Annotated in this window: 17 protein-coding genes and 3 pseudogenes; 7 read left to right on the top strand and 13 right to left on the bottom strand. The window is 34.5% G+C overall.

Annotated features, from left to right (window positions below; genetic code table 11):
- Window positions 1–30: 30 nt before the first annotated feature.
- Entirely contained in the window at window positions 31–1,173 is a 1,143-nt protein-coding gene (locus tag DN408_RS28660) for an AimR family lysis-lysogeny pheromone receptor (protein WP_147740479.1), read from the bottom strand.
- A gap of 734 nt (window positions 1,174–1,907) precedes the next feature.
- Between DN408_RS28660 and DN408_RS28655 the strand changes: the two genes are divergently transcribed.
- The gene (locus DN408_RS28655; protein WP_147740478.1) at window positions 1,908–3,014 is read left to right on the top strand and encodes a site-specific integrase; all 1,107 of its coding nucleotides are present in this window, start codon (window positions 1,908–1,910) and stop codon (window positions 3,012–3,014) included.
- 74 nt (window positions 3,015–3,088) lie between these two features.
- Here DN408_RS28655 and DN408_RS28650 read toward each other — a convergent pair whose 3' ends face one another.
- A complete protein-coding gene (locus DN408_RS28650) occupies window positions 3,089–3,556 on the bottom strand; it encodes an NUDIX hydrolase (protein WP_002013562.1) in 468 nt (155 codons plus the stop codon).
- A gap of 178 nt (window positions 3,557–3,734) precedes the next feature.
- On the opposite strand from DN408_RS28650, the pseudogene DN408_RS28645 reads away from it, so the two are divergent.
- Window positions 3,735–4,516 (top strand): annotated as a pseudogene (locus tag DN408_RS28645) (DUF4240 domain-containing protein).
- A gap of 59 nt (window positions 4,517–4,575) precedes the next feature.
- On the opposite strand, the gene DN408_RS28640 reads toward DN408_RS28645, so the two are convergent.
- The 6 genes from DN408_RS28640 to DN408_RS28615 all read right to left on the bottom strand — a co-directional run bounded on the left by DN408_RS28640 (window position 4,576) and on the right by DN408_RS28615 (window position 9,087).
- Entirely contained in the window at window positions 4,576–5,613 is a 1,038-nt protein-coding gene (locus tag DN408_RS28640) for an SDR family oxidoreductase (RefSeq protein ID WP_078178772.1), read from the bottom strand.
- A 293-nt stretch (window positions 5,614–5,906) separates the two neighbouring features.
- Window positions 5,907–6,206, bottom strand: a complete 300-nt coding sequence (locus DN408_RS28635; protein ID WP_078178773.1) for a hypothetical protein — start codon at window positions 6,204–6,206, stop codon at window positions 5,907–5,909.
- 79 nt (window positions 6,207–6,285) lie between these two features.
- Window positions 6,286–7,236, bottom strand: coding sequence for a serine hydrolase domain-containing protein (locus DN408_RS28630; protein ID WP_003190155.1), 951 nt, complete (start codon window positions 7,234–7,236; stop codon window positions 6,286–6,288).
- A 23-nt stretch (window positions 7,237–7,259) separates the two neighbouring features.
- The gene (locus DN408_RS28625) at window positions 7,260–8,150 is read right to left on the bottom strand and encodes an AraC family transcriptional regulator (RefSeq protein ID WP_002013572.1); all 891 of its coding nucleotides are present in this window, start codon (window positions 8,148–8,150) and stop codon (window positions 7,260–7,262) included.
- 47 nt (window positions 8,151–8,197) lie between these two features.
- On the bottom strand, window positions 8,198–8,668 hold the full coding sequence (locus DN408_RS28620; protein ID WP_033730739.1) for a GNAT family N-acetyltransferase: 471 nt from the start codon (window positions 8,666–8,668) through the stop codon (window positions 8,198–8,200).
- Between the two features lie 17 nt (window positions 8,669–8,685).
- A complete protein-coding gene (locus DN408_RS28615; RefSeq protein ID WP_002013574.1) occupies window positions 8,686–9,087 on the bottom strand; it encodes a DUF3980 domain-containing protein in 402 nt (133 codons plus the stop codon).
- A gap of 96 nt (window positions 9,088–9,183) precedes the next feature.
- Here DN408_RS28615 and DN408_RS28610 point away from each other — a divergent pair.
- Window positions 9,184–9,604, top strand: a pseudogene (locus DN408_RS28610) (NUDIX domain-containing protein).
- 18 nt (window positions 9,605–9,622) lie between these two features.
- On the opposite strand, the gene DN408_RS28605 reads toward DN408_RS28610, so the two are convergent.
- Window positions 9,623–10,534 (bottom strand): DMT family transporter, encoded by a 912-nt coding sequence (locus tag DN408_RS28605; RefSeq protein ID WP_002120365.1) that lies wholly within the window; start codon window positions 10,532–10,534, stop codon window positions 9,623–9,625.
- A gap of 124 nt (window positions 10,535–10,658) precedes the next feature.
- On the opposite strand from DN408_RS28605, the gene pdxR reads away from it, so the two are divergent.
- On the top strand, window positions 10,659–12,101 hold the full coding sequence (gene pdxR / locus DN408_RS28600; RefSeq protein WP_002168109.1) for a MocR-like pyridoxine biosynthesis transcription factor PdxR: 1,443 nt from the start codon (window positions 10,659–10,661) through the stop codon (window positions 12,099–12,101).
- A gap of 80 nt (window positions 12,102–12,181) precedes the next feature.
- Window positions 12,182–12,622, top strand: coding sequence for a YaiI/YqxD family protein (locus DN408_RS28595; protein ID WP_002127967.1), 441 nt, complete (start codon window positions 12,182–12,184; stop codon window positions 12,620–12,622).
- 86 nt (window positions 12,623–12,708) lie between these two features.
- Here DN408_RS28595 and DN408_RS28590 read toward each other — a convergent pair whose 3' ends face one another.
- Window positions 12,709–13,023, bottom strand: a complete 315-nt coding sequence (locus tag DN408_RS28590; RefSeq protein WP_016101130.1) for a DUF3892 domain-containing protein — start codon at window positions 13,021–13,023, stop codon at window positions 12,709–12,711.
- Window positions 13,024–13,254: 231 nt separating this feature from the next.
- Here DN408_RS28590 and DN408_RS28585 point away from each other — a divergent pair, with 231 nt between their 5' ends.
- On the top strand, window positions 13,255–13,452 hold the full coding sequence (locus tag DN408_RS28585) for a hypothetical protein (protein WP_033712249.1): 198 nt from the start codon (window positions 13,255–13,257) through the stop codon (window positions 13,450–13,452).
- A gap of 340 nt (window positions 13,453–13,792) precedes the next feature.
- Here DN408_RS28585 and DN408_RS28575 read toward each other — a convergent pair whose 3' ends face one another.
- From DN408_RS28575 to DN408_RS28565, 3 genes are read right to left on the bottom strand one after another with little or no spacing between them, the layout of a single operon-like run.
- Window positions 13,793–14,896: a Ger(x)C family spore germination protein gene (locus DN408_RS28575; RefSeq protein WP_002168107.1), complete on the bottom strand. Its 1,104-nt coding sequence runs from the start codon at window positions 14,894–14,896 to the stop codon at window positions 13,793–13,795.
- Complete coding sequence (locus DN408_RS28570) at window positions 14,893–15,993, bottom strand: GerAB/ArcD/ProY family transporter (RefSeq protein WP_103458768.1); 1,101 nt, start codon at window positions 15,991–15,993, stop codon at window positions 14,893–14,895. The genes DN408_RS28575 and DN408_RS28570 overlap by 4 nt, the downstream gene beginning before the upstream one ends.
- A 4-nt stretch (window positions 15,994–15,997) precedes the next feature.
- The gene (locus DN408_RS28565; protein ID WP_002120381.1) at window positions 15,998–17,533 is read right to left on the bottom strand and encodes a spore germination protein; all 1,536 of its coding nucleotides are present in this window, start codon (window positions 17,531–17,533) and stop codon (window positions 15,998–16,000) included.
- Between the two features lie 69 nt (window positions 17,534–17,602).
- Between DN408_RS28565 and DN408_RS32590 the strand changes: the two are divergent.
- Window positions 17,603–17,828 (top strand): annotated as a pseudogene (locus DN408_RS32590) (IS4 family transposase); the annotation flags it as partial.
- Window positions 17,829–17,881 lie beyond the last annotated feature (53 nt).

The following is a 17,881-nucleotide window of genomic DNA, read 5'->3' as shown; positions in this document are numbered from 1 at the left end:
CTTATCACTCCTTTTCATGATTTTATTATATCATTTTAAGCACTCTCTTGATAGCCCGGAATAGAAAAAATCCCCTAATTTTTCAAAATCTGCAATTGATTCTTTGAAATACTTTTGACCACCCGTTGCTAAGCCTTTATAGTATTTTTGAATTGGACTTAACTTTTTGTTTTCTCTTTCTAACTTATCTAACAAGAGTAAAGCTTGTTCTTTACGATCGGTTACTGCATATAAAAACGCCTCTTCAGCTATATCCGTAGGAGTGATATTTTCCAATTCCTTTCTCCAATAAATTTTCAAGAAATTAAGTGTGTTCTCTATAGCTTTTTTTCTAACTATGCATTTTCGATTTGAAGGATTTTCTAATGTTACTATTCCTTGTTCAAAATAATACTTAGCTATACTATAGTCTTCGAAAATATAGGTTTCTCCTAAAATACAATAAGCTAACGCCTTCATGCATTCGTATTTATTTAAAGGTTCATTAATGATTTCAAAACAATATTTTCTAGCTTGTTCTAAATCATTTGCATGATGGCTACTTGTAGCTAACATCTCTTTCGCTCTAAGAGTAAAAGAGGTTTTCAAAGTTCCTTTTTTTATATCCTCAATATACGGAATCAATTGTTTTGTATATTTCATAACCATTTTATGATCATTAAAATTAAGATGTGAATATATTAACGCAAAGTCAGAAATTATCTTTAATTCATTAGTAGATATTTTCTTTGTTTTTCTAAACTCATCAACCGCTCGAAAAAACTCATGTTTGTTTATAAACCCTTCATTGCGCATTGATAATAATTGATATATTTCTGCTATCTTTTTATTCAATCTTGCATTTTTATTGATATCATTCCGATTTAAAATTTTTGAAATTAAAAACTTTTGCAATTCAAATTCACCATACATATTCAATACTTCAAGTCCCAATCTTTCGTTATTAGGTGACAAATATTCAAAAGACTTCAATAACGATTCTCTTCTAAAGTTAAGATTATTCGGTTCATATAATCTTAATGTTTCGACATAATGCATAAAATCAAATTTAGTACTTTGAGAAAAATAACTATTCACTGTAGTGTGACTAACATTAAATAAAGTTGCTAATTTACGATTCGTGTAACCATTAGATTTTAAGTCTTCGTGCATCTTTTTTAATAGCACTTCCATTTTGTCCTCCCTTTGGACAAAAAAGACACGTCACCCCATTTTTTTACATAAAAAGGAGAACGTGTCACTCTCACTCTAAGTTGTGTTATAATAGTTATGTACAAGATCCGCGACAATGTTCCCTAGTCTGGTTAGGGGGCAGTGTAAGAGTGCTGGTAACACTACTTACACCGTGGGTCTTTTTTCACGTCCAGTTATATTTTATTTTCATAATAACACAAATTTCCCAAAATTCGGTCATGCAGTAATCAGACAATTGTTGAGAAAGTCCGAAAAACGCTATATAACAACGTTTCTCGTGTTAAAAGTAATAAAATATGTAATTTTGCATTTCGTGTTTTAGAACCCTATATGCATATATTACCACTAATCACCCCAAAATAGAACACAAGTTCTCATTTTATTCATTAAAAAAGAGCCGTTAGGCTCCTCCTATGTATACTATATACCTGTTCCTGGGTCTAATTCTGCCTTCCAGCCACCAGAATAAATTACTTTATGCCCACCTGGATCCTTTGTGAATTCTCTCATAGTCTTCTTCCCCCTTTATCTAATCGTATTAATATTTTACTATTATTTAACAATGGATGACAATCATATCCTATAACTGAATTTATTCATATATGGTAGAATATATCCATCGCTGATATGTCCAACTATGTAATTTTCATAGCAGCAAAATTACAACTAGACTTATACAACATGATTCAAAACAAAATGAAGGAGTGTTTTAAGTGAAAGGACATATTCGAAAAAGAGGAAATAAGTACTGTATCGTTATTGATATCGGTCCTGATCCAGAGACAGGAAAAAGAAGACAAAAGTGGTTTTCTGGTTATAAAACAAAAAAAGAAGCTGAAAATGATATAGCGAAGAAGATAACGGAGTTGAATGAAGGTACGTTTGTAGAGCCATCTAAGGTTACTTTAAAAGACTATTTGATTCAATGGTTAGAAATTAAAAAGATGAGTGTAGAAAAGAGTAGCTTATCTAGATATCAGTCTAGTATAAACACACATATTATACCTAGTATAGGCATGATTCCACTTCATAAATTAAATGTTATGCACATACAAAAATGCTATCAATCTGGAGTGAATAGTGGCATTGCAAACAACACTATACTCTTTCAACATCGGGTCCTAAGAGCAGCTTTAAATCTAGCTGTAAAACAAAATATTATTTCTAGAAATCCGGCTACTTTAGCTGTGATACCCAAAACAGAAAAAAGCTCCATCCAGACTTGGACAGAGAAAGAAGTAAAACAGTTTTTATTACATTCACAAGAATCACGATATCATATTGGATATCTTCTTGCAATAACTACAGGCATGCGTTTGGGAGAAGTTCTAGGGTTACGCTGGCAAGATGTTGATTTCAATAACCATACAGTTACAATTAACCAAACATTAGGTCATGATAATAAAATTAAAGCCAGTGCAAAAAATAATTCTTCAAAGCGAACAATCCCTATCCCTTTAGAGGTAATTGAAGAATTAAAGAAGCGCAAACTTCAAATAAATAAAGATAAATTACGAATCGGTCCAGCCTACCATGATTTAGATTTAATCACTTGTAACAATTTAGGGAAAGTCACAACAAGATCAACTTTTACTAGTCACTTTAATAAGGTAATCGAAAATGCTGGGATTAAGAAAATTAAATTTCATGACACAAGACATACACACGCAACTCTATTATTAAAACAAGGAGTCCATCCAAAAGTTGTGAGTGAACGTTTGGGTCATTCGGATATCTCTTTAACTTTAAGAATCTATTCTCATGTTTTACCAAATATGCAAGAAGATGCGGTGAAAGTATTCGCAAAAAACATATTTTGATGCTAATGTTTGCAAAATGTTTGCAAACCCTTTTAAAAACACTTAAAAACATTGATTTAAAGGGGTTTGTAGGCTCACTTTTGTAAAACGATATGTTCTGTATGAACTGATACATCCTTTACTTTATCTTTTATAAACGCTGGCTGTAAGTTATATGCATGTAACTCTTCTACCGGCACCCACTTAAATAAATATTTTCTACCTGCTTCTTCAAGAATATATTGATCCGCCCCATTTGCAGGTAATTCATGCAATTCTACTTCATAATAAAAACTAATCTCATGAAACTTTCGCTCAGAAAGTGTAAAGAAGTTTTCTACTGACCATATTAATCTCTTCACTTCAATAGGTACGCCTAGTTCTTCTGCAAGCTCTCGTTTTAATGCATCTTCACTATTTTCTAGCATTTTCACTCTTCCGCCTGGTACGTACCAATACTCTTCACCTTCATCTTGAAGGATAAGTATTTTACTACCTTGTTTGCAAATTGCTCCGACTCGGTAATTAAAACATGTTTCCTCTACTTTAAACGTAAGATCCACAACAAACCCCTCCAATGTATCATTACAAAACTATTATGTATGTGCTGTACAAATAAGATTACTAAATTTTTCTATTTCATTCAATGATTTTCGAACTTTCCGAAAACTGCACTTACCTTTTTGTCATTACAGGTATTTATACATATGTTACAATCACAATGCATACTAGAAAAGCAATATGGGGGTACGAATGGAAACGTTATTAATCCAGCAAACTGAGAAATCAAATAAGTTTTGGAAAATCGTTGTGAAAGATAGAGACTACGTTGTGTTTTACGGAAAAATTGGCACAGCTGGTAGTGTGAAAGCGAAAGAGTTTGAAACAGAAGAAGAATGCATAAAAGAAGCTAACAAACTAATCGCTTCCAAACGAAAAAAAGGATATACCGACCCTATTCTAGGGGAAGATTACATAAAAGAAAAAACGATAACAGAAGAAGAATTTTGGGAACTACTCGCTCGTGCAAAATCGAAAGGCGAAGACCAAGAAGAACAAATAGAATGGCTCACTTCTCATATCGCCAAACGTACAGTACATGAAATTGTAGCTTTTGACACACATATGCACCATATTTTAAAAGCTTCCTATACGTCTCACTTATGGGCGGTTGTTCGGATGATAGTTTTGATTACTTCCGCGGGTGGTTATTATATCAAGGAAAAGAAACATACGAAGCGTGTATTGAAGATCCAGAACGGTTAATTCCTGTATTAGAAAATTTGAGCGAGTTTGATGTTCCAGAAATAGAAGAACTTACGCTATATTTCGGACAAGAAGTATATTTGGAGAAGACTGGGGATGAAGATGATACATACTTTACACTATACCATGTCTTATCAAATGAAGAATTTGAGGAAGTTGATATCGAGTTAGACTGGGATGAAGATGACGAAGAAGGTTTGAAAAAGATGTTTCCTAAGCTATGGGAAATGTACGGGGAAGAACCGATTGAGTGGTAGACTAATATTAGGACTCTGTTTAACCAATAGACAGAGTCCTTTTTTCATAAGATTCCTATTTAAGCTCTCTTTATTTCATACCACTTATCTAACAGCACCTTTTCTCTTTCAATTGAAATACCTGCCTTTAATTCCCTATCTTTCGTTTCTCTCATCCACTCATACACGTCTGTAACTGTGTCTTCTAACCTTCTAAAAGTAAGACCCTCTTTAACTGCGCTCTCTATATTAATAGAGAATCCACCTTTCCACGGATCTGTTTCACCTTCTAATGAAAAAGTTTCTGGAAGCCACAATGGCATTTCCGTCCATGGCTGTACTTTATTCTCATGCATAAACGATTCATCAACCCAAACGAATGCAGCGTCGCTATTCGTAACCTTTTTACTCATATTTAATAGCTCTTCCATCGTCAGCTCATCTTTCGGACCCGTTACATTAAATGTACCTACTTTATTGTTTTCTGCCATGTTTAGTCCAAAGCTTGCGACGTCTTTTATATCAACGAACTGCACTGGACGGTCTTTCCTTCCTGGAACTAACACTTTTCCTCCCTTTGCTACGCGCTGAATCCAGTATGGAAGCCGATCTGTATAATCAAACATTCCTGAAAGAAGTCCTGCTCTTACATGTAAAACACGCCCCGGCCAATACTTCTCTGCTTCTTTTTCACATAATACTTTAAGCGCACCGTAATACTCATAAGGAGATATTTCACCATTCTCTACAGCTTTTACCTTATCACTTGGTGGTTCAGGTAGTAATTTATAATCTTCTTTTATGTGATGCGGGATCCAATCTTTATATACGGAAAGGCTTGAGATGAATGTATAGTGCTTTATATTATCTTTAAGTACTTCTCCTACATTCCTAATGTGATGAGGAGAAAATCCACATGTATCTATGACCATATCCCATTTTCGATTTTCTAAACTTGAAACATCATCAGTTCTATCACCAATTAACTGCTCCACTTCAGGAAAAATTTCTTTATTTGTTCCACGATTGAATAATGTAACTTCATGCCCTCTATTCAAAGCCTCTTCTACGAAAGCCCTTCCTAAAAAACGTGTACCGCCCAGTATTAGAATCTTCATTCTTTTTCCCCCATTCAATCAAGCGCATGATTAAAAACCTTTTCTTTTGTTTAACGATTTTCCCTTGTAAAAAGTTACGGGTATTTTTCATTTTTTTCTATAGTTAATATAACGTCATCCAAATTTGCAACTTGTGACATAACTTTTTATCGAATTCGACAGTAATGAAGACGATAAAGAGGGGTTGAAAAATATTTCAACTAAGTCATAGTGATAAGTACACATCTACGAAAATACTTATTTATACGAGCAATGCTCCTGTCAATTTGGCAGGAGCATTGTTTTTTCAACCTCTATTTACTTTTATATACTTGAATTGAAATGATCGAAATTAAACTGAGCAACCCCATAAATAAACAAGTCGCGCCTAGAATTGTATAAGAATTTCCGTATCCTTGTAATAAAGCTAAATACGTACTTGTATCCATATGACCGTCCTGATCTGCAACAGATTCACTTGTTGCCTTACTCCCCATTTCTGGTGCATTTATTAGTACATACACACCGATAATAGCTACTAAAGCTGAAATGATTTCTACAACATTAGACTTTGTCATCATACCCTCACCTTTCAAACAACGTCTTTTATCCATCTAGTGAAATCTCTTACTTATATATAATAGCAAAAAATATGGTATAAAATTCCAATTCATACCATATTTTAAACTAAATTTAATTATTTGACTGTACACTAGAAAGAATATATTTTGAAATTAGCTCCCCCCATATATCCTTCGCTTCCGGTATAATCTCAGATGCAATCGCCACCACCAATTCCTTCTCCGGAATACAACAAATCATATTCCCACCATCACCCATGGCACAGTATGAAAAGACCCCATCTTCTTCTCGTAACCACCATAAGTAACCGTATTGATTTGAATTCATCGCTATTGATTCTTGTACCCACGATTTTGAAAGAATTTCCTTTCCATTATGAATACCTTCATTCAAATACATCTGTCCAAACTTAGTCATATCTTTAACTGTTAACGTTAGTCCCCATCCGCCCGTCGAAATACCATTTGGATCGTGAACCCATCCTTTCACATCTTTTCCGAATAAGTCATCGAATTCAAAAGATTTCATATTGTAGTTTGGAATTTCTCTCATGCCAAGCGGCTGAAATAAGTATTCATTCGCAAATTCACGCGCACTTTTTCCTGTTGCGCTCGTAATAATTGCTGATAATAAATGAGCTCCTGCAGATGAATATTTAAAAAATCCAATTTCTCCGCCTTTCCCTACCCTATTTAACGTATACTGCACCCAATCCTTTTGTGTGCATAATTCTTCTAACGGTTCCTGCCAATCTACGAAAGGATGTGGCGCTGTCATTGTAAGAAGGTGTCGTACTGTTATTTCAGATGAATTACAATTATATTCTGGGAAAAATTCTATTACTTTTTGATCAACGCTCTTTATATACCCTTTATCTACACATATCCCAATTAACGCGGAGATTATCGTCTTTGTGACAGATGCTACATGACGTGCATCATCTGGACCGTAACCATTATAATAATTTTCAAAAGTAACATTACCTTTTTGTACAACGAATACACCATTTATATTTTTATAGTTTTCTTTTATAGTCCAATCTAACTGTTCAGCAGTTTTCATCGTTCTTCCCCCTTAATCTATGATTAAAAAGGTTCGATAGGTACATATATATCAACTATATGTTTATGTTCGGGATGCTGCCTTGGATCATTTCTATATACTTCGAAAGGATACGAATCTTTCGGTTTATATCCGCTATTTGGCAACCATTCACCGTACAAGAAATTCCATACTCCTTTATATTCATCTTGGAATATTTCAAAATGACCTACCGCATACTTGCCTGAAGGTATTACCATTATTCCAATGTCGCTCGTTTCTACTGCGGACTCATCTGGAATTGTTATACATAGACTTGTTCTTAAATGATAGTCCTCAGTAAATTCATGATGATCGTGGTAAATGGTTAATACTTTCGTATCCTCAAATACATGATAGTTTTGCTCCGATGCGTAATGAAATAGTTTTTCTATCATTTTCGGAAAATCTATAGCTAAATCTTTATATGTACCTACATGTCTTATGTATGCGACGTTTACTTTGTCCGCTGTTACAATTTCGACCTCTCCTCGAACCTTCTTACACTCATTGTATTGAGAAGTTTCACTTACGTCTTTGCAATTCTTGCTATTGTGATTTCTATAGTGAGACGGACTTACTCCGTAATAACTTTTAAATGTCCGGGAGAAAACTGCTGAATCTGTGAACCCGAAGTAATACGCAATGTCTGTAATCGTCATATCTGTACGATAAGTAAGAAGGTGTGTTGCCCTCTCTAATTTCAAACGATTCACATACCGAGATAACGGCTCATCCATCATCCCTTTAAAAATTCTATGAAAATGAAATTTTGAAAAGCCTGCCACATTAGCTAAATCTTCAATTGAAAGTGAATCATTTATATGTGATTCTATATAGTCTTGCACTTTATAAACACGTCGTAAATACTCGTTTCTACTTTGAGAACTCTCCATATTTATCCCTCCTCACAACAAAAAGGCTAACTTTACGTCAGCCTACTTTACACATTTTTTAAAAATAATACTCTACTCCCGCCGTTCCCATCATAATTTGTATGTACGGATACACCTTCTATTTCATCATCCCCATCTTCAATTTGAAATCCGATTTCTTGATGAAATTCAATTGACTTTTTATTAACTGGTGACGTTATCGCTTTTACAACTTTACGGTTATTTGCACGAGCGACATCGAAGAAATAAGAATATAACGTCGATGCGATTCCTTTTCGTCTAAACTTCGGATTTACACCGATAAAATGAACATATGCTTCATCTTTATATGTTTGTGAAAAGAATCCACATAAGAAACCTAACGTTTCGCCATCTTCTTCAATGATAAAACTCGTTTCTTGAAAGTGAACGAAAAACAACTTCGGCAACATACTAGCCATATCTCTTCCGCCCCACCAATCATTTAATACAGAATGAATCTTTACATAATCTTCCCCTTGAATGTTTCTTACTCGCATGTATTTCTCCCTCTCACTCACTTCATTTTTTCATATATTTTAATAACCGTTTCGACTAACAGAATGAATACCCAAATACCTGAAAATACAAGAACAGACTGGAATATCGATCCAATTATCATAACACCAACTGCACCTGTTATTGAAAATGATATTCCACCAAGCCCTGGATCCTGTATAAGTGCTCCAGCAGAAAAAGCAGTTATAATAGATACTATTAAATAAATAACACTCATTATTTTTAATATTTTTATAGAAAGATACGAGGTTTGTTCTTGCTCCACTTGTGATAATTCGATTTCCCCACTCGCAATTCCTTTTTGCAAACAGTCTTCACATAGAAATTCTTCTTTAATTTTTTTACCACCATGCAATGTACCTGTTATTTCTTTACATCGTGAACACTTTCGATTTATCATGTTGATATCACTCCACTCATATAAGATTATACTTACATAATTCTACATTTACCTTAATATCCCTTTTATGTATTTTATAGAGAAAGGTCGTGTTTTATGATTTCGAAACCGACATTTATCTCTAAAAACCCTACCGTCCAGTATGTATTACGGCCTAGTTGCTATGCGGTTATTTTTAACAATACTTGCTCAAAAATAGCTATCATCGAAAAAGGAGAACATTACTTTTTACCTGGTGACGGTATGGAAAGTACGGAAACGAAAGAAGCATGTTTACATCGTGAATTACTAGAGGAATTAGGTTGGGCGATTGAAATTGATCGTTCTATCGGTAATGCAGCACGATATTTTTATGCCGAAAAAGAAGATACATGAAGTTGAAGTTCATGAAGAAGACCATATTTTACAATGGATGTCTCCATCGCTTGCTATAGAACATTTAATTCATGATCATCAAAAATGGGCTGTTGAACAAGCACTTTTACTACTAAATAAAAAAGGATCTCCTTCTATATGAAAGAGATCCTTTTTACTGTTAGCTTACTTTTTTCAAATTGAGAGCTGTCTTTTTGATTCCGCCTTTTTTTACAACATATAAACCGATAAAGATAATAAGACCGCCAACAAGTTGCATCATATTGATTTGCTCTCCAATTGTTACAGCTGCAAAGATAACTGCGAACAATGGTACGAGATACATATAAACCATTACTTTCGTTGAACCGATTTTACTAATACCGACATACCACATTGCAAGTCCGAAGATTGTCGCAAAGACGATTGAATATGCTAGTGATCCCCAGCTTGGCGTATCTACTGGCCACGTTAATGTATTTACGTTGAATAAACAGTATATAACGAGAGGTACAATTCCAATTAAAGTAGACCATGATGTGACTCTCATTGCGGAGTATTTTGTGATAAGTGGTTGCGCTAAAATGGGATACCATCCCCACGCAATTGCTGCGACTAATCCAATTACATTTCCGAGCCACGCATACTCGTATGTAGCTCCTCCCGTATGCCCTGTTAATAAAACGAATGCTGCACCAATAAACGCTACTATTGAACCAATTTGTACTTTCATCGAAAAACGTTCTTGTTTGTGCAATACTGCTAATATCCCTGTAAATATAGGTGACATCGCAATTAATAATGAGGCGTTCGTTGCTGAAGTATATTTTACAGATAGCATAAACATCGTTTGATACATTGTCGTTCCAACGATACCGACTGCTAGTAATCGTAACCAATCTTTTCTTTCAATACGTAATGAGCGTTCCATTAAAAATGTAATAAGTAATAATACCGGTGATGCTACTAAAAATCGTAAACTATTAAATTGAATGGATGACATATATGCCACGCCATACTTTCCAATTGTATAATTTGCTCCCCATACTAATGCTACTGATACTAGGAGCCATTCCATTTGCCATCGTTTCATCCGAATCTCCCCTTCCCTATTTAGCATAGTAAAATTGGCTGGATATAACACCGTCCAATTGGCTGTTTTTTTACCCAGCCAATTTGTTATACTTAATGTATATAAGATTTGCGGAGGCGTTTGTATGGAATGGAAGCTAGATAACGACAGTAAAATCCCAATTTATCAGCAAGTAGTTGACTTTATTGAGAAACGTATTACATACGGAGAACTTCCTCCAGGAAGCTTCCTCCCTTCAGAACGGAAATTAGCTACACAGTTAAATGTAAACCGAAGTACGGTTACGACTGCTTATAATGAACTACGTGCTATGGGAATTGTAGAAAGTACGACTGGTAAAGGTACACGTGTAAGTACACATATGTGGGGCGTTTCTCCAACATTAACGCCGAATTGGAGAAATTTCGTAGAAGGTGGTACTTTCTTACCAAACTTACCGTTACTTCGCCATATTCGGGCAGAAGTACAACAAAATGAGAACATTATAGATTTCGCAAACGGAGAGCTCGGTTGTAATCTCTATCCTCACGATCAACTACAAACGATTTTACGAGAACAACCGTTAACGCAGTCATTAAGTTACGATCATCCCCAGGGGTATCTCCCGCTAAGACAAGCGGTAGTAAAATATATGAAGGAATATTTAAAAGTTGAAGCGACCGAACAATCGATTATGATTACATCCGGCGCCCAACAAGCACTTCACCTTATCGTACAATGTTTATTAAATCCAGGTGACGCAGTCGCTTTCGAAAGCCCTTCACACTGTTATTCATTACCGTTATTCCAATCGGCAGGTATTCGTATTTTTCCATTACCTGTCGATGAACACGGTATTAATCCAGACGATGTGCAAGAGTTATATAGAAAGCATCGTATTAAAATGATCTTTCTAAATCCAAATTTCCAAAACCCTACGGGAACGATGCTGCATCCAAACCGTAGAAAGAAACTGCTATCACTTTGCGCAGACTTACGAATTGCGATCGTTGAAGATGATCCGTCTAGTTTACTTACGCTAGAAAATAAACAACCTTGCCCTACTTTAAAATCGATTGATGAAAACGGAACTGTCATTTATGTTCATTCCTTATCAAAAATGATTGCGCCAGGGTTACGAGTTGGCTGGCTTGTCGCTCCGCAGTCTGTCGTAGAGCGATTATCAGATGCGCGTCACCAAATGGAATTAGGAATGAGTATATTCCCGCAGTGGCTTATACAACAATTTTTCGAAACTGTACCATTTCAGTCGCATATCGTACCGTTACGAAAACAACTTGCAGAAAAAAGAGACATTATCGTTCGTGCCCTAAACGAGCAACTTCACGATAAAATCTCTTTCTCAAGCCCGACCGGTGGTATATACATATGGGGAAAATTAAACGAACCGATAAACGAAAAACAACTCATTATGCAAAGCTTAAAACAAGAAATCGCCTTTATGCCGGGTAGTATTTTCGGTGCTAAAGACGGTTATATTCGTTTATCTTACGGGAAAGTGAATATTGATCAAATTGAAAAAGGTATTTCTCGTTTGCGTGAGGCTATTTTGGTTTGTGGGAAATAACATTATGTAAAGAAGTCTCGTTTGACAAAAGCAAAATCTACCATTATTATCAACACGAACCTATTCATAGGAGTGATAAAATGAAGATCTACGTTGATGCAGATGCTTGTCCTGTAAAAGATGTAATTATTTTAGAGGCTACGAATGCAGAAATTCCCGTTACCCTCGTTACTAGCTTTTCTCATTATTCTAATGCGGAACAACCAAAAGGTGTAGAAACAATTTATGTTGATTCCGGAGCGGATGCTGCGGATTACCGGATTATGCAGTTAGCAAAAAAAGAAGATTTAATCGTAACGCAAGATTACGGTCTTGCTTCGCTTGCTTTAGCAAAAGGCTGTATCGTTCTACACCATAAAGGCTATAAGTATACGAATGAAAACATTGAACAATTGTTACAAACACGGTATTTAAGTGCAATGGTTCGAAAAAGCGGTAAGCGTACAAAGGGACCGAAACCATTTACAGCAGAAGATAAAGAGAAGTTTAGAGTGCTCTTTAAAAGTATAATCGCACTTTAAAAATGAACCGTCTATTTGCAAGGAAAACTTCGCAAAACAAAGAAGAGAATATCCAAATGAACATTCTCTTCTTGAGGTTTACCTGTTTAAAATGAAGGTAAATTATCTAAGTTATTTTCCTTTATTCCATCAGGTTCACTACGTATAATATCTCTACCATACTTATGAAATACGTCCACATGAACTAACTTCCCTGATTTCGCTTCACTAAGAGCAGTAATATAATCTAACTCTCTCCCGCTACTTGTCTTAAAAGCAATTAAATCCCCATCATCATTTTTACGAACGGCAACAATTTGTTCTGCTCCTGAATTGACTTCATTGTCTACTTCAAATTGAGCTTGCTCTTCTCCTTGATGTAAGTAATCATTATAAACTTTTTCAAAGTCTTTTTTGTCCATAAAACTCACCTCCAAAATATTTTATTAGTATGTTTGGAAGGTGTTGGTTTTATGTGCTTCCTCCATCAAGTTCACAAAAACACACTCCCTCAAAAAGATAACCCGGATCATAATTTTTCAATCTATTACAAATTTATTTTAGAACTTTATAGAGTACCTCTCAATATAAGATACTCAAAACTGATAATATTATATCGAAAACATTTAAGAAATAGAGCTGTTCAGATGAATATCAAATGGAATAGTGAAAACATTATATTTGAGACATTGAGAGAAGCTGAAGTATGGACGGACTCAATCGGGAATGAAATATATGGACGTGTTTATGATGGTTATGTAACACCTGATTATAAGATTGCCTATGTTCTATTGGCTGAGGTCCCTCATTTTAAAGTTCATACAGAAATAGACGTAAATAATGAACCTTAGCTATATAAAGTATGGGTTATTTCATCTGCTAAAACACCATAGCAATTAGTCTACAGTGCTGTTTATTTTAACCTGTATTATAAATACCGATTCCTTAACGTACAGGGAATCGGTTAATTTGCGTCCAAATTGTGTCTAAACGTACAATTTCCCCGAAATGGTATGGTGACCCATGCGCATCAACTTAAGAAAAGTAAACACCCCAAAAAAGAAAAAAATGTACTTTTTTGTTACAGACTAACAAAAAATTACGTTCTAAGGGCGCTATGAACCTTTAAGCTGATGGAGATGTGATGCTACCCAGGAAGTTTCTAAAAAAAATTATTACTCTGAGTTCTTGTTACTTGATTGTACCCATTCCACCAATTTTAACATGTACATTAACTTTAACATCAGCCTTCGATAATGCTTTTCCCCATTTCTTTTGGACTCTTTTCCAATCTTTATATGTATAAGCTCGTGCATACAACCCCAATCCTATAGGATCAATTTCTGCTTTTTGTATTTTCTTTATTAAACGTTCTAAATCACTTTTTAACTGTTTTTCAATGCTTCTTTCTAATCTTTCTCCATCATTCCTAACATTAAAAGGAAACAGTCGTTCTGAAATTGAAATTCTCATATGTACATTTATATTAAACATAAAATGATTTTTGTATTGTACGTTTGTTTTTACTTTGGTACTTTGAGTATTAAAGCTTAACCAATGTTTTTCTTTGCTTTCAGATTGTAGCGGTACGGCAATAGTAAATGGAAATTCTCCCTGTATGTGATTCTGTAAGATACTTAATAATAAATTTTCTTTTGGTGTAATAGTTAGCTTATATCTATTCTGTTCATCAAGTAATGCTGAACCTATCAACTTTATATTGTTATTCTTTTTAAGTGCGCTAACACTCGCCGTCATTCCTTTTTCTTTTGTTTGGTTATGAAAATCTTGAAGAGTAGTTTTTACAGTAATATTTCTTCTATGTGCAGTCTCAATTAATTTTGCCAAATATATAGGAAGACGTGGTTTATTTTTGGGAGCATAATAAATTATGTCTGAAACAGGTCCATCCACAGCAACAATTCTTGTAGTAACCGTATTTTTGGGATCTCGATAAAAAGGATCTAAATAATCCGCCCACTTCTTTTGTTTTAAAAGTCGCTTACCAATCAAAATAAGTTGTGTCTTGCTTCCCGATGTCAAAGCCATAGCCATGGTGTCGAATTTTTCACGAGAGTTTCGCACTGTAACAGATTTCACACCATATTGTTCCTCTTTAATCTTGGCTTCTTTATTGAAAACAGGACTGGATAAGTATACTTTCAAATTATCATTTTCGTCCAAATCTAAACCCAGTATAAGCGTGAGTGTAACATCTTCTACATTCATTTGGTCTAAACACCCAGTGAGCAATATTAGCGGAATTAAAACACTGCATAATATTTTCTGCTTCAATGTGCTTCCCTCCGAAAGTATTTTTTGTGGATTAAGTTATATATCCATAAAAATACAGGGAATAAGAAAGCTAATACAAGTCCAGCTTTCGATGTAAGCTTTTGAAATAGTTCAGATTCATTCCATGAGGGATGGATCCAAAACGTTACTATAATTACTGCCAATAATAAAATAGCTACATGAAGAGTATGATCTTGTTTTCCAATTAGTTGACTAGAACAAAATACAGCACCGTATACACAAGGAATCCATGCAGTAGAGACGACAATTAGATAAATAGCCAATAAAATCATATCAAACCGTTCTAAAAAACGAAATTCAATAACTTTAAGCAAGTTTAGTACAGGTTGATTAAACTCTAAAATTGCATCTGGACTGAAGTACGAAAAGCAGATAAGGATAGTAAATAGATAAAATATAAATGTTAAGGTATTTGCTATAATAATTCCTTGCGTTGCATATTGCTTTTTTTGCAAAAAAGGATAAAGAAAAAATGCAATTTCAAATCCTATAAAGGAAAAGATAGTAGACGGAACAGCCGAAAAGACAGGTTTCCAACCCTCCTTTAATACTGGAAGAAAGTGTAACCAATTGCTATCTTTTAATGGTATGAAGAAAAAAAATGGAATCCACATTGTCATATAAAAGCATAATTCGCAGTATCGACCTATTATCCGAACACCATTGCGTGCAACCAAAAAGGTTGGAATAGAGAATAGAAACACAATAATATAGTCGGGTGTTTTTGGAAGAAGCCAGCCCTTAATATAAAGCATGCCATTAATTAGAACTGTCCATGCGTAAAAAGCAAAATATATCATATAAAGAATAATTACCATGGTACCAATGATTTTCCCAAACAATCGAATAAGAATTTCATATAAGGTATCATTTGGATAGTGTTTGGCTGTTTGAATTAGCAAAATACTGGCAGTCATAGCGCAAAACCAACCAATAAATAGTGCTATCCAGCTATCTGTTCCAGCTTTTTCTGCAAGTACCCTTGGAAGGGACAGAATTCCAGTTCCTACTTGTGAGGCATTAATAATAAAGATGTATTGCATGACAGTGATGTCATTATATGCATATTTTTTCATATTTTCACCCTTTATCAGGATTGGTTTCTTTGTGATTCTTCGTAATATTTTTAGATTTTCTCTTCATTGACCACAAAGGAAAGCGAACGAACGTGTCCTTCATACCTGATATTCGAAAAGGTGACAAAGGACTACCATAAGGAGTACCTAAAGACTCTAAACTTATAAGATGTGCAATTATAGTCATCCAGCCGATAATAATTCCTACAATTCCAAATAAAGCAGCTAATAACATCATAGGAAAACGCAGTAATCTTATTGCCAAACCCATTTCAAAATTAGGAACAATAGAAGAAGCTATAGTTGTAATAGCAACAATAATAATCATGATATTACTCACAATCCCTGCTTGAACAGCAGCTTGTCCAATCACAATACCTCCAACAATCCCTACGGTCTGGCTAATGGGAGTGGGTAAACGAAGGGCAGCCTCTCTCATCATTTCTAAGGTAATCTCCATAAGTAAAGCTTCTATCACCGGAAGAAACGGAACGCGTTCTCTCGATTCTGCAATTGATAAATAGAGCTGTACAGGAATAACTTCATAATTAAATGAAATAAACGCTACATATGTTGCAGGTAACAATAAGGCTATAAAAAAACTTATAAAACGTAGTAATCGAACAGAGGAAGATACTAACCAACGTGTGTTGTAGTCATCTACCCATTGAAAGAAGGAAATGAAATTTATGGGGGCAATCAAAACATTGGGACTTCGATCCACAACAATGGCGAATCTCCCCTGAAGGATGTGTGATACAGTTGAATCTGGTCTTTCGGTCAAGATAAACTGCGGAAAGGGTGAATATGGATTATCTTCAATAAATTCAATTATTTCGCCAGTATTAATAATCGAGTCCACCTTAATATTTTGAAATCTAGTTTCCAATTCCTTAAGTACATCTTGAGAAGCTACATCTCTTAAATATAAAATAGATACTTTGGTCTTCCCTCTACTTCCAATTAAAACCTCTTTTAATACTAACTCTCTATTAGGAATATATCTTCGTATTAAAGCTATATTCTGACTAGATGTTTCTACAAACCCTTGATGCGTCCCTTTTAGAGATATTTCATTTCTAGGTTCTGTTATATCTCTTTGTGGCCATCCTTTTGTATTTAGTTGATACCCTGTGTTTTGACCGTGAATTAATAAAATACTATCCCCTTGAAAAATAGCATTTTCGACTTGATTCCAAGTATTGATTGTTTGAATTTCTCCTATTGTGACAGGTAGACCATTACTAACATCAAATGGGTTATGCATCAAAGGGGGCAGTATATTATTATGAATAGATTGTTTATCTGTTAATCCAGATAAGTATATCAAAGCGGCTTCTGATTTATTTACTAGTTGAAATTGACGAATTACCAAATCAGGAGCTTGTTGAAAAAGCTTTTGAAGATCATTTGTGTTTTGGAATAAGTCACAGCTGATATTATGATTTCCCATAGTTTCTTTCTGAACATTTGAATTTCTGTTCTCCGAATCATTTATAGAATAACGTCCTTGTTTTAAAAATTTAAATATAGAAAACACAACATTGACTCCCCTCGAAAAGACTTTTCAGTATTTTTATTGTGTATAGTTTAAAAGGATTTATACCACTATTTACTTCAGCAGCAATTTTGTTCTTCAAGCAAAATTCCAACTTTGTAAACAATCTATTTTCACCATATCTTTACACTGTATTATAAAATATTTTAAGATTTTATGAATTTGCTTCTACATATCAGGATTGGATCGGAGTAGCCAAAATGCTAGTGTAAAATTTCAACTAGAGTATGCTTTACCAAGTGGTCAGTTTCTACATGTTCATGTAGGATCAGGAAAGTAAAATGAGAAAATTTATGGTTCCATTTGTTTAACGAGAATGCTTTGTGAATA

The organism is Bacillus sp. AR13-1, from assembly GCF_008042285.1.
Taxonomy (GTDB): Bacteria; Bacillota; Bacilli; order Bacillales; family Bacillaceae_G; genus Bacillus_A; species Bacillus_A mycoides.
This window is presented reverse-complemented; position numbering and strand designations above follow the sequence as displayed.